The sequence below is a fragment of the Streptomyces amakusaensis genome, from assembly GCF_039532665.1.
Classification (GTDB): Bacteria; Actinomycetota; Actinomycetes; order Streptomycetales; family Streptomycetaceae; genus Streptomyces; species Streptomyces amakusaensis.
In genome coordinates, this window is record NZ_BAAASB010000012.1 from 136,212 (window position 1) to 148,266 (window position 12,055).

General features: G+C 72.7%; 10 protein-coding genes. 3 read left to right on the forward strand and 7 right to left on the reverse strand.

What is annotated here, in order from left to right; genetic code table 11:
* Positions 1 to 12: 12 nt before the first annotated feature.
* Positions 13 to 2,199, forward strand: coding sequence for a terpene synthase family protein (locus tag ABD371_RS21985; protein ID WP_344479419.1), 2,187 nt, complete (start codon positions 13 to 15; stop codon positions 2,197 to 2,199).
* An 87-nt stretch (positions 2,200 to 2,286) separates the two neighbouring features.
* Here the strand turns inward: ABD371_RS21985 and ABD371_RS21990 are convergent, their stop codons facing one another.
* From ABD371_RS21990 to ABD371_RS22015, 6 genes are all read right to left on the reverse strand, one after another.
* Complete coding sequence (locus ABD371_RS21990) at positions 2,287 to 2,787, reverse strand: hypothetical protein (protein WP_190122963.1); 501 nt, start codon at positions 2,785 to 2,787, stop codon at positions 2,287 to 2,289.
* A gap of 95 nt (positions 2,788 to 2,882) precedes the next feature.
* Positions 2,883 to 3,128: a DUF397 domain-containing protein gene (locus ABD371_RS21995; protein ID WP_344479421.1), complete on the reverse strand. Its 246-nt coding sequence runs from the start codon at positions 3,126 to 3,128 to the stop codon at positions 2,883 to 2,885.
* Between the two features lie 187 nt (positions 3,129 to 3,315).
* Positions 3,316 to 4,482: a thiolase domain-containing protein gene (locus ABD371_RS22000; RefSeq protein WP_344479422.1), complete on the reverse strand. Its 1,167-nt coding sequence runs from the start codon at positions 4,480 to 4,482 to the stop codon at positions 3,316 to 3,318.
* Entirely contained in the window at positions 4,472 to 5,575 is a 1,104-nt protein-coding gene (locus ABD371_RS22005) for a thiolase domain-containing protein (protein ID WP_344479424.1), read from the reverse strand. The genes ABD371_RS22000 and ABD371_RS22005 overlap by 11 nt, the downstream gene beginning before the upstream one ends.
* Positions 5,572 to 6,516: a Zn-ribbon domain-containing OB-fold protein gene (locus ABD371_RS22010; protein WP_344479425.1), complete on the reverse strand. Its 945-nt coding sequence runs from the start codon at positions 6,514 to 6,516 to the stop codon at positions 5,572 to 5,574. Before ABD371_RS22010 ends, ABD371_RS22005 begins: the two co-directional genes overlap by 4 nt.
* A gap of 22 nt (positions 6,517 to 6,538) precedes the next feature.
* Positions 6,539 to 7,366 carry a crotonase/enoyl-CoA hydratase family protein gene (locus ABD371_RS22015; RefSeq protein ID WP_344479427.1) on the reverse strand — a complete coding sequence of 276 codons (828 nt, stop codon included), beginning with the start codon at positions 7,364 to 7,366 and terminating at the stop codon, positions 6,539 to 6,541.
* Between the two features lie 221 nt (positions 7,367 to 7,587).
* Between ABD371_RS22015 and ABD371_RS22020 the strand changes: the two genes are divergently transcribed.
* Complete coding sequence (locus tag ABD371_RS22020; RefSeq protein WP_344479429.1) at positions 7,588 to 9,201, forward strand: acyl-CoA synthetase; 1,614 nt, start codon at positions 7,588 to 7,590, stop codon at positions 9,199 to 9,201.
* 57 nt (positions 9,202 to 9,258) lie between these two features.
* Here the strand turns inward: ABD371_RS22020 and ABD371_RS22025 are convergent, their stop codons facing one another.
* The gene (locus ABD371_RS22025; protein ID WP_344479430.1) at positions 9,259 to 10,593 is read right to left on the reverse strand and encodes an alpha/beta fold hydrolase; all 1,335 of its coding nucleotides are present in this window, start codon (positions 10,591 to 10,593) and stop codon (positions 9,259 to 9,261) included.
* A 151-nt stretch (positions 10,594 to 10,744) separates the two neighbouring features.
* Between ABD371_RS22025 and paaK the strand changes: the two genes are divergently transcribed.
* Complete coding sequence (gene paaK, locus ABD371_RS22030; protein ID WP_344479432.1) at positions 10,745 to 12,034, forward strand: phenylacetate--CoA ligase PaaK; 1,290 nt, start codon at positions 10,745 to 10,747, stop codon at positions 12,032 to 12,034.
* Positions 12,035 to 12,055: the final 21 nt, after the last annotated feature.

Below are 12,055 nucleotides of genomic sequence, written 5' to 3' on the forward strand. Positions count from 1 at the left end.
GCACCTCACGCAATGGCTCAGCCCTTCGTCCTGCCCGACTTCTATGTGCCGTACCCGGCACGCCTCAGCCCGCATGTCGACACGGCACGCACGCACACCCGGGAGTGGGCGCGCGGCATGGGCATGCTGGAGGGGTCGGGCGTCTGGGAGGAGAGCGACCTGGAGGCCCATGATTACGCGCTGCTGTGCGGATACACCCACCCGGACTGCGACGCCGACGCGCTGTCGCTGGTGACCGACTGGTATGTGTGGGTCTTCTTCTTCGACGACCACTTCCTGGAGATCTTCAAGCGCACCCTGGACCGGAAGGGCGGAAAGGCCTATCTGGACCGGCTGCCCGCCTTCATGCCGCTGGACCCGGAGAGCCCCGTGCCCGAGCCGGGCAACCCGGTGGAGGCGGGGCTCGCCGATCTGTGGAGGCGGACCGTGCCGTCCATGTCACCGGCCTGGCGGGCCCGCTTCTCGGAGTCGACCCGCAATCTCCTCAACGAGTCCCTGTGGGAACTGTCCAACATCAACGAGGGCCGGATCTCCAACCCCGTCGAGTACATCGAGATGCGCCGCAAGGTGGGCGGCGCGCCCTGGTCGGCGGGGCTGGTGGAGTACGCGGCGGGGGCCGAGATCCCCGATTCGGTGGCCGCCTCCCGCCCGCTGCGGGTGCTCACGGACGCCTTCGCCGACGCCGTGCATCTGCGCAACGACCTCTTCTCGTACCAGCGGGAGGTCGAGGACGAGGGCGAACTCAGCAATGGCGTCCTGGTCCTGGAGCATTTCCTCGGCTGTAGCACCCAGGAGGCCGCCGAGTCCGTCAACGACCTGCTGACCTCACGGTTGCACCAGTTCGAGAACACCGCGCTCACCGAGGTGCCGGGGCTCTGCCTGGAGAAGGGGCTGACCCCGGACGAGTGCGCCGCCATCGCGCTCTATGTGAAGGGGCTCCAGGACTGGCAGTCGGGCGGCCACGAGTGGCACCTGCGCTCCAGCCGCTACATGAACGAGGGCCTGGCGGTCCGGGAAGCCCCGCCCAGGGGGATCCTCGGCACCTCCGCGCTCGACATCAGGACGCTCTTCGGCCGGTCGGCGAACACCCGGCTGCGCACCCTGACCCATGTGCCGCATCACCGGGTCGGCCCCTCGCTGCTGCCGGAGTTCGACCTGCCGTTCCCGCTGACGCTCAGCCCGCACCACCGGGACGCCCGGGAGAAGTCCGTCGCCTGGGCGGACCGCATGGGGCTGCTGGGCGACATCTGGGACGGGCCGATGCTGCGCGGCTTCGACCTCGCGCTCTGCTCGGCCGGCCTGGACCCGGACGCCACGCCGGAGGAGCTGGAGCTCAGCGCGGAGTGGCTGACCTGGGGCACCTACGCCGACGACTACTACCCCTTGGTGTTCGGCCGGCCCCGCAATCTGCTGGGGGCCAAGCTCTGCAACGACCGGCTCATGGAGTGCATGCCGGTCGGGGAACCGGCCCTGGGCGCCGCGGCGGCGGTGAGCCCGATCGAGCGCGCGCTCGCCGATCTGTGGGCGCGCACCACCGGGCCGATGGGGCTGGACGCCCGCCGGGAGCTGCGCTCCGCGATCGGGGTGATGATCGAGAGCTGGCTGTGGGAGCTGCACAATCAGGCCCAGCACCGGGTTCCCGACCCGGTGGACTATCTCGAGATGCGGCGGACCACCTTCGGTTCGGAGCTGACGATGCTGCTCTCCAAACTGCGCCACGCGGGGCGGATCCCGCGGGAGCTGCTGCTGCACGGCACGGTGCGCGGTCTGGAGCTGGCGGCCCAGGACTACGCCGTTCTCCTCAATGACCTCTTCTCGTACCAGAAGGAGATCGAGGTCGAGGGCGAGGTGCACAACGCGGTGCTGGTGGTGCAGACGTTCTTCGGCTGCGACTATCCCGCCGGTGTCAGGATCGTGGACGATCTGATGCGGGGGCGGCTGAAGCAGTTCCTCCATGTCAAGGAGAATCAACTGCCGCTGCTGTACGAGGACTTCGCTCTCGACGAGGACCGGCGGGCCGCGCTCGACGGCTATGTCCGGGAGATCGAGGACTGGCTCGCGGGGATCCTGAACTGGCACCGCACAGTGCGGCGTTACCGTCCGGAGGATGTGCGCGGGGGCGCGGGCACGGCCCGGCTGGGGCAGCCGAGCGGGCTGGGCACGGCGGCGGTGCGGGTGGCGACGATGCTCGCTCGCTGAGAGGGATCTCCAGGGCCTCCCGTTTCACGAGAGGCCCTCGGCCCGGACGGGGACGCCGTTCCGGGCCGGGTGGTACGTGGGTGGTGCTCAGCCCTGCTGGAAGAGTTCCGCGGGCAGGGGCTTGAGCAGCGCGTAGAGATCGTCGGTGATGGGACGGTCCCAGCTGGCGATGGTGACCAGCACATTGTCGCTGCGGTCGAACTGGACGCAGGAGATCCGGCTCTCGGAGAGCTTCAGCCGGCGCACGATGAGCAGATTGTCGCCCTGCATGACCGGGACGTCCTCGGTGCTGACGACCTCGACGTGCTCGTCGTTCTCCAGGGCGAGCAGCAGTTGGGCCGCCTCGAAGGGGATCTCTCCCTCGTCCAGCTCGCGGGCGGGGGAGCCCTCGGGGAGGTTTCCGATGATCATCGCGGGGCCGCGACCGCCGAAGAGGTCGTACCGCAGGAAGACGCCCTGACAGGTGCCGTCGGGCGCGGGCAGGAGTCCCGCGCCGAGATTTCCGGGCCAGTCCCCCGGGTCCATGGCCAGGACGTCGAAGTCCGGGCCCGCGGGTGTGGCGGCGCTGCGGCGGCGGAGGAAGGACATACCGCCATGGTACGTGTCCGGGGACACCCGGCCGACCGGGGCCCGGGGCCGCTCGGGGCAGGTCGCCGCCGGGCGGCCGTCGGGCGGGGCGGCCCTCAGGTGAGGTCGAACTCTCCGCCGCGGGCGTTCAGCACGAAGGCGCGCCACTCGGCCGGGGAGAAGATCAGCGAGGGGCTCTCCGGCCGGCCTCCGTTGCGCATGGCGATGAAGCCCTCCACAAAGGCGATCTGGACGTCTCCCGCCCCCTGGCTGCCCGACTGCCAGTCTGCGTTGCTGAGGTCGAGTTCGGGCTTCTCCCAGCCCGAAAACAACTGCGTGGTGGTGGTGGTGCTCTCGGCCACGTCCGTGCTCCTCCCGCGTCGGCTCGGGCCACAGCCTAGCGATCGGCCCCCGTCCGGCACAGGCCGCCGACCGGCCGGGTCGGCCCTCGATTCCGTCCGGACCCTCATTCCGGTTCGGGTTCCGGTTCTGGTTCTGGTTCCGGTTCTGGTTCTGGTTCAAGCGATGGCTCAGAGCAGGCTCGGGGGCTCAGCCGGCCGGCGGATCCGTTCCGACCAGCCACATGGCGAAGAACTGCGAGCCGCCGCCGTAGGCGTGGCCCAGCGCCCTGCGCGCGCCGTCGATCTGGTGCTCGCCCGCCCGCCCGCGCACCTGGAGGGCGGCCTCCGCGAAGCGGATCATGCCGGAGGCCCCGATGGGGTTGGTGGAGAGCACCCCGCCCGAGGGGTTCACGGGCAGATCGCCGTCCATCCCGGTGACCCCGGCCTCGGTGAGCCGCCACCCCTGGCCCTCGGCGGCGAAGCCCAGATTCTCCAGCCACATCGGCTCGTACCAGGAGAACGGCACATACAGCTCCGCCACGTCGATCTCCCGGCGCGGATCGGTGATCCCGGCCTGCCGGTAGACATCGGCGGCGCACTCCTTCCCGGCCCTCGGCGAGACGAAGTCCTTGCCCGGGAAGAGCGTGGGTTCGCTGCGCATCGCCCCGCCGTGCACCCAGGCGGGCGGGGCGGGCGAGCGGGCCGCCCCCGCCCGGCCGGTGAGGACCATCGCGCACGCGCCGTCCGAGGACGGGCAGGTCTCCGAGTAGCGGACGGGGTCCCAGAGCATCGGGGAGGCCTGGACCTTCTCCAGGGTGACGCCGTGTTCATGGAGATGGGCGTACGGATTCCGGAGGGCGTTCCGCCGGTCCTTGTGGGCGACGAGGGAGCCGATCGTCTCGGGAGCGCCGGAGCGCCGCATGTAGGCGCGTATGTGGGGGGCGAAGAAGCCGCCCGCGCCCGCGAGCAGGGGCTGCTGGAAGGGGACGGGCAGGGACAGGCCCCACATGGCGTTCGATTCGGACTGTTTCTCGAAGGCGAGGGCGAGCACCGTGGTGTGGACCCTCGCCTTCACGAGCTGGGCGGCGACCAGCGCGGTGGAGCCGCCGACCGAGCCGGCGGTGTGCACGCGCAGCATCGGCTTGCCGACCGCGCCGAGGGCGTCGGCGAGATACAGCTCCGGCATCATCACGCCCTCGAAGAAGTCGGGGGCCTTGCCGATGACGACCGCGTCGATCTCCGCCCAGCCCAGCCCGGCGTCGGCCAGGGCCCGCAGGGCGGCTTCGCGGACGAGTCCGGCGATGGAGACGTCGCGCCGGGCGGCGGCGTGCCGGGTCTGGCCGACGCCGACGACGGCCACGGGCTCATGGGGCATCGCTCTCCTCCTCCTGCTCCGGGACGGCTTCCTGTTCCAGGACGGCGACCAGGTTCTGCTGGAGGCAGGGCCCGGAGGTGGCGTGGGCGAGGGCCCGGCGGGACTCTCCCCGGTGGATGCGGTCGGCGGCCTCGCCGATGCGGACGAGCCCGGTGGCCATCACCGGGTCGGCGGCGAGCGCGCCGCCGGACGGGTTGATCCGTACCTCGGGGCCGAGGCCGAGGGCCCGGCGGAGCACGACTTCCTGGGAGGTGAAGGGGGCGTGGAGTTCGGCGGTGTCGACGGGCCGTTCGAAGGCTCCGGCGCGGCGGGCGGCGAGCCGGGTGGACGGGGAGTCGGTCAGATCGCGGACGCCGAGGCCGTGGGCCTCGATCCGGTGGTCCATGCCCCGGATCCAGGCCGGGCGCTCGCACAGGTCCGGGGCCCGGTGGCGGGCGGCGAGGAGCACGGCGGCGGCGCCGTCGCGGACCGCCGGGCAGTCGCCGGTGCGCAGCGGGCGTACGACGTACTCGCCGCGCGGCGAAGGCCCGCGCCCGGGCTCCGGCGGTCCTGCGGTGTCCGCCCGCCGGGCCGGGCCTCGCGCGGCGATCGCGGCGAGTCCGTCCTCGTCGGTGTGTCCGGCGTCGATCAGGGCCCGCGCCTGGAGGGCGGCGAGCGCCACCCGGTCGGGCCAGAGGGGTGCGGTGCAGTACGGGTCGAGCTGCCGGCTGAGGATGTCGCGGACCTCGCCGGCGGACGGCTTCCCGTACGCGTACACGAGCGCGGTGTCCGCCTCGCCGGTGAGGATCTTCACCCAGGCCTCGTACAGCGCCCACGCGCCGTCGGTCTCGACATGGGACTCGGAGATCGGCGGCCAGGCCCCCACACCGTCCAGGGCCATGGTGAAGGAGAAGGCGCGCCCGGCGAGATAGTCGGAGGAGCCCGAGCAGGTGAAGTCGGTGTCGGCGGCGCTCAGCCCGGTCCGCTCCCGGACCTCGCGCAGGAGCGGCATCACCATCTCCGCCTCGGTGAGTCCGTCGTCGTGCGGCTGGTGGTCGCTCCGCGCGAAGGCGACGATCGCCACCTCCCCGGCGTGCCGCCGCCGGCGCGTCACAGCAGTTCCCGGTAGCTGTCGTAGGCGGCGTCGGGTTCGCCGGCGGGCCGGTAGTGGTCGGGGTGGGCGCCGCCGGGGAGCCACACCGGTTCGACTCGCAGTCCCATGCGGACCCTGTCGTACGGGATGCCGTCGATCCGGCCGTGGAGGGCGAGGTCGGCGCCGTCGAGGGCGATGTGGGCGTAGACGTACGGCACCTCGACGTCGAGGTTCGCGGCCTTGATGTTGACGACGCAGTACGTGGTGACCGTGCCGCGCGGGCCGACCTCGACCTGTTCGGCGGTGGCGACGCCGCAGACGGGGCAGACACCCCGGGGCGGTACGTACACCTTGCGGCAGCGCGGGCAGCGCTCGCCGGTGATCCTGTGGTCGGCGAGCGCGGTGAGGTGGGCGTGCTGGGCGCGGCCGGCGGTGTGGACGTAGTCGAGCCGGGCGGGGGCGGTGATCTCGGTGACGGGGTCGGCGAAGACTCCGTCGTGGGCGGTGGCGGGCCGGCCCGGGGCGCTGTCGAAGGGCTCGAAGCAGGCGATGTCGGTGATGGCTCCGGTGCGGTCGCGGGCCCAGCGGATCCGGACGCGCAGTCCGGTGCGCACCGCTTCGGGACCGGGGGCGTCGAGCGCGTGCAGGAGCGCGGTGTCGGCCCCGTCCAGGCGTACGAGCACCCAGGCGAAGGGGGTGGTCAGCGGCTGGCCCCGGCGGGGGGCCGGGTTCCAGGCCCAGGTGGTGACGGTGCCGGTGGGGCCGACCTCGGCCAGTTCGCGGATCTCGTCGGCGGTGACGGGGTCGTACTCGACGGGCGGCACCAGCACCCGGCCGTCGGTGGCGCGGACGCCGAGGACGGTGCGTTCGCGCAGGCCGGTGAGGAAGGCGCGCTGTACGGGGCCGAGGGAGCGGGTGAAGGGGAACTCCACCCTCAGCGGGGCGCGCGGCGGTTCGGGCATTCGCTCTCTCCTCGGTCCTCGGTCAGGCGCGCCGGTAGCGGGGTTCGCGTTTCTCGGCGAAGGCGCGGAGGCCTTCGCGGGCGTCCTCGGTGGCGAGGATCGGCCATCCCCTGTCGAGTTCGGCGGCGAGCCCCTCGGTCTCGGTGAGTTCGGCGCTCTCGTACACCGAGGCCTTGACGGCCTCGACGGCGAGCGGGCCGCAGGCGTTGACGCGCGCGGCGATGGCGAGCGCCCGTTCCAGCGCCGTGCCGTCGGGGACGACATGGCCGACGAGGCCGATCCGCAGGGCTTCCTCGGCGCTGTAGGGGCGGCCGGTGAGGAGCATCTCCAGGGCGTGGGTGCGCGGGATCTGGCGGGGGAGCCGCACGGTGGATCCGCCGAGGGGGAAGAGTCCCCGGGCGACCTCGAAGAGGCCGAAGACGGCGCTCTCGCCCGCGACGCGGATGTCGGTGCCCTGGAGCATCTCGGTGCCGCCCGCGACACAGGGGCCCTCGACGGCGGCGATCACCGGTTTACGGGGGCGGTGGTGGCGGAGCATGGCCTTCCAGTGAAGATCGGGGTCGGCTTTCAGCCGTTCCCGGTGGTTCTCTCCTTCCGGGTCCGCGCCGCCGAGGGCCTTGAGGTCCATGCCGGCGCAGAAGACGCCGCCCGCGCCGGTGAGGACGACGGAGCGGATCGTGTCGTCGCGGTCGGCCACCGTCCAGCCGTCGTGCAGACCGACCAGCATCGACGGCGAGAAGGCGTTCCTCGCGGCGGGCCGGTTGAGGGTGAGCACCAGGGTGGCGTCCCGGCGGTGCGCGGTGAGGTGCTCGGTGGCGAAGGATTCCGTGTCGATCGGCCGTTCTGCCATGCGCGGGCCTCCCGTCCCAGACCTGGAACAGGTTGCAGCAGGGGCGGTCCCAGTTCAATAGTTTTCTGACAGTCAGTCAGATTTCTTGGCCGCCGCCCCTTCACAGTTGCCGCCCCGAACGCTCTAATGACCGCCGGGCCGGGACGCGGACGGACGCGGCGGGACGCGGACGAACCCGGCCGGACGGGATCGGGTCAGCCGGAACCAGGTCAGGAGGAGCGGTGGAGTACAACCTTGCCGACCTTTTCGAGTCGGTCGTGGAGGTGGTTCCCGATCGCGAGGCCCTGGTCTGCGCCGATCTGCCCGGGACGGGCGCGGAGCGCCGGCTGACCTACGCGGAGCTGGACGCGGCGGCCAATCGGGTCGCCCACCATCTGCGGGACGCCGGCATCAGGCCCGGCGAGCACCTCGGGATCCAGCTCCGCAACGGGGTGGAGTACCTCCAGACCCTGCTCGGCTGCCTCAAGGCGCGGATCGTGCCGGTCAATGTCAACTACCGCTATGTGGCCGACGAACTGACCCATCTCTACCGGGACGCCGACCTCGCGGCCCTGGTCTTCGACGCCGAGTTCGCCGGGCCGGTCGCCGCCGCCGTGCCGAGGGCGGAGCGGCTGCGGCATCTGCTGCGGGTGGGGGACGCGCCCTCGGCCGCTCCCTTCGCCGTCGTCCCCTTCGCCGATGCCACGGCCTCGGCCTCGGCCGGGCGGGGGTTCGGCCCCCGGTCGGGCGACGATCTGTTCATCATCTACACCGGCGGCACCACGGGAATGCCCAAGGGCGTCATGTGGCGGCAGGAGGATCTGTTCTTCTCCGGCCTCGGCGGCGGCGCGCCGACCGGCGAGCCGGTCGCCTCGCCCGGGGAGCTGGCCCGGCGGGTCGCCGCCGGCGGCGACGGGATCACCTTCTTCCCCACTCCCCCGCTGATGCACGGCACCTCGACGCTGACCGCGTTCATCGCCTTCCACTTCGGCCAGCGGGTGGTGCTGCACCGGGGCTTCGCACCGGAGCAGGTGCTGCGGACCATCGAGCGGGAGGCGGTCACCAGCGTCTCCCTGGTCGGGGACGCGATGCTGCGCCCGCTGGTCGACGCGCTGGAGGGGCCGCTGCGGAACGTCGACCTCTCCGCCCTGTTCAGCGTCTCGTCCTCCGGCGCGCTGCTCTCGGAGACGGTACGGGCGCGGTTCGCCGCGCTGGCCCCGAAGGTGGCGCTGCTCAACAACTTCGGGTCCTCGGAGTCCGGCTTCAACGGCACGGCGACCGAGGACTCGGGCCAGGAGAAGGGGTTACGGCTGCGGGTCAACGACCGTACGGCGGTGGTCGACCCGGTGACCCGGGAGCCGGTCGCGGCCGGCGAGGTGGGGCGTATCGCCCAGCGCGGCCGGGTGCCGCTCGGCTACTACAACGACCCGGTCAAGACCGCGGAGACGTTCTTCCGGCGCGGCGCGGACCGCTGGGTGCTGCTCGGCGACATGGCGACGGTGGACGCGGAGGGCGTCGTCACCGTCCTGGGGCGGGGCTCGCAGTGCATCAACACCGGCGGCGAGAAGGTGTATCCGGAGGAGGTCGAGCAGGCGCTCACCTCCCATCCGGATGTGTACGACGCGCTGGTGGCGGGGGTGCCGGACGCCCGGTGGGGGCATCGGGTGGCGGCCGTGGTGCAGTTGCGCGCGGGCGCGCGGGAACCGAGTCTGGCGGAGATCCAGACCCACTGCCGGGCCCGGCTCGCCGGGTACAAGATCCCGCGCGGGCTGGTGGTCGTACCGGAGATCCGGCGCTCGCCGAGCGGGAAGGCGGACTACCGCTGGGCCCGGGCGGCGGCGTCCGGGCACGCCTGACCCTGCCGGGCCCGGGTCCGGGTCGGCCCGGGTCGGGGCCCCGGGGGGGCGGGCGGCTCAGATGCCGAATTCCCGCAGGGCGGCGAGGAACTCCTCCGGCCGGGTCTCGTGGATCAGATGTCCGGCCTCGATGGTGACCATCCGCGCGCCGGGGATCCGCTCGGCCAGCAGGGCCAGCCGGTCCTGCGGAACATGGCTGTCCGGTCCGCCGCCGATGACCAGGGTCGGGGCCTCGACGGCGGCCAGGCGCTCGCTCCAGGACGGGTCCGGCGCGTTCAGCTCGGCGTCGATGCTCAGCACCAACGGCCAGTCGAAGGCCTGCTCCCCCGGCTCCCGCCGGGCGGACGGCCTCGGCGGATCGAGCGGGAACGGCGGTGGCGGGTCCTCGACGACGAGCCGGTCCACCAGCTCGGGTTCCTCGGCCGCGAGCAGGAAGGCGGCCATCCCGCCCATGGAGTGGCCGACGATGTCGACGCTGTCCAGGCCGAGCCCCCGGATGAACGCGCTCAGCTCGTCGCGGAGCCGGGCGAAGCCGTACTCCCCGTGCCAGTCGCTCAGCCCGTGCCCGCCGAAGTCGGGCGCGTACACCCGCCGGGTGGCGGCGAGCCGCTCGGCGATCACGGTCCAGTCGGCCCCGCTGCCGCCCAGGGCATGGGCGAGCACCACCGGCGGGGCGGACTCCTCGCCCCAGGTGCGGTAGGCGAGCCGGACGCCGTCGGCGTCCAGGGCCCGGATGTCGGGGGCGAGGAAGGCGCGGACGGTACGGACGAACGCGCCCGGGTCGTCGAGCCAGGGGTGGTGGGCCGCCGCCTTGCTCTCGTACGGGAACAGCGCCGCCAGCTCGGCGGCGCGGGCCGGCCGGGGGCCGTTCTCGCGGGGCGCGGAGAGCAGCAGCACCGGCGCGTCGAGCAGGGCGAGCGCGGCGCGGGTGGCGGCCGGGTCGAAGACCCCGCCGGCCTCCGGCTCCGAGCCGTCGCCATTGCCGTTGCTGTTGCTGTTGCTGTCGCTGTTGCCGCCGACGCGGGTGCCGGGGGCGATGAGCGTCAGGGAGCGCACCCGCAGCGGGTGCCGGGCGGCGTACAGGGTGGCGAGATTCCCGGAGGCCGAATGGGCCAGCAGATGCACGCTCTCCAGGTTCAGATGCTCGCGGAGCGCCTCGATGTCGTCGGTCTGCAGATCCCAGCGGCAGGTGGCCGGATCGGCGGGTTCCGCGGAACCGCCGGTGCCGCGCAGATCCAGCAGCACCAGCCGGTGGTGGGCGTCCAGGCCGCCGAGCGTTCCGTAGTAGGCGGCGGCGCGCGTGGGGCCGCCCGGCAGGCAGATCAGCGGTTCGCCCGCTCCCTTCAGGTGGTAGGCGAGTTCCGTCCCGTCATACGCGGTGAACTTCGGCATGTGCCGATCGTTGCCCGCCCGGGGCCCTCGGTGCAATGGGCCCCGCCCAGGGCGGGCCGTCCTCTTGCCAGAGGCGCGGGCGAGCTGCCTTACTGATCCCCGAGGAGCACGACCGAACGACCGGTCGGGTGACGGGTGGAGGGAGCGGCGGATGACGGAACTGCTGGACGCCGGGGAGCGGCTGAGCCGGCCCGAGCTGGCCGCGCTCCAGCTCGGGCGGCTGCGGGCGACGCTGCGTCACGCGTACGAGAAGGTCGGCTTCTACCGCGAGTCCTTCGACCGGGCGGGGGTGCGGCCCGAGGACTGCCGTACGCTCGCGGATCTCGCCCGGTTCCCGTTCACGGCCAAGGCCGATCTGCGCGACCAGTACCCGTTCGGCATGCTCGCCGTGGACCGGTCCGAGGTGCGGCGGGTCCATGCCTCCAGCGGCACCACCGGCCGTCCCACCGTCGTCGGCTACACCGCGCGCGATCTGGACATGTGGGCCGATGTGATGGCCCGCTCGATCCGCGCGGCGGGCGGACGCCCCGGCCAGATGGTCCACGTCGGCTATGGGTACGGGCTGTTCACCGGCGGTCTCGGGGCCCACTACGGGGCCGAGCGGCTCGGCTGCGCGGTGGTGCCCGCCTCCGGCGGCATGACCGAGCGCCAGGTGCGGCTGATCCAGGACTTCCGTCCCGACGTCATCATGGTGACGCCCTCGTACATGCTCACCCTGCTGGACGAGTTCGAGCGCCAGGGCATCGACCCCCGGACCGCCTCGCCGTCGATCGGCATCTTCGGGGCCGAGCCCTGGTCGCCGGCGATGCGCGCGGAGATCGAGGAGCGGTTCGCGCTGGACGCCGTCGACATATACGGGCTCTCGGAGGTGATCGGCCCGGGGGTGGCGCAGGAGTGTCTGGAGACCAAGGACGGGCTCCATGTGTGGGAGGACCACTTCTTTCCGGAAGTGATCGATCCGCTCACCGGCGAGGTGCTGCCCGACGGGGAGCGGGGCGAGCTGGTGTTCACCTCGCTGACCAAGGAGGCCATGCCCGTGATCCGCTACCGGACCCGCGACCTCTCCCGGCTGCTGCCGGGCACGGCCCGGGTCTTCCGCCGGATGGAGCGGGTGACCGGGCGCACCGACGACATGATCATTCTGCGGGGCGTCAATCTCTTCCCGACCCAGATCGAGGAGATCGTGCTCCGGACGCCGGATGTCTCCCCGCACTTCGAACTGCGGCTGACCCGCCCGGACCGGCTGGACGTGCTGACCGTACGGGCGGAGGCGCGGCCGGACGCGACGGCGGGGCGGCGGGCGGAGGCCGCGCGGCGGCTCGCGGCGGCGGTGAAGGAGGGCGTCGGAGTCTCGGTGGAGGTGGAGGTGGTGGATCCGAGGACGCTGGAGCGGTCCTCGGGGAAGCTGCGGCGGGTGGTGGACCTCCGGGAGACCGGCTGAGAGTCCGAAAGGCTCAGGCGC

Bases quoted from the DNA above. Each gene is read 5' to 3' on its own strand.
- ABD371_RS22015 (WP_344479427.1), bottom strand. From the start codon at position 7,366: ATGGCAGAACGGCCGATCGACACGGAATCCTTCGCCACCGAGCACCTC.
- ABD371_RS22025 (WP_344479430.1), bottom strand. From the start codon at position 10,593: ATGCCGAAGTTCACCGCGTATGACGGGACGGAACTCGCCTACCACCTG.
- ABD371_RS22010 (WP_344479425.1), bottom strand. From the start codon at position 6,516: ATGCCCGAACCGCCGCGCGCCCCGCTGAGGGTGGAGTTCCCCTTCACC.
- ABD371_RS21985 (WP_344479419.1), top strand. From the start codon at position 13: ATGGCTCAGCCCTTCGTCCTGCCCGACTTCTATGTGCCGTACCCGGCA.
- paaK (WP_344479432.1), top strand. From the start codon at position 10,745: ATGACGGAACTGCTGGACGCCGGGGAGCGGCTGAGCCGGCCCGAGCTG.
- ABD371_RS22000 (WP_344479422.1), bottom strand. From the start codon at position 4,482: ATGCCCCATGAGCCCGTGGCCGTCGTCGGCGTCGGCCAGACCCGGCAC.
- ABD371_RS21990 (WP_190122963.1), bottom strand. From the start codon at position 2,787: ATGTCCTTCCTCCGCCGCCGCAGCGCCGCCACACCCGCGGGCCCGGAC.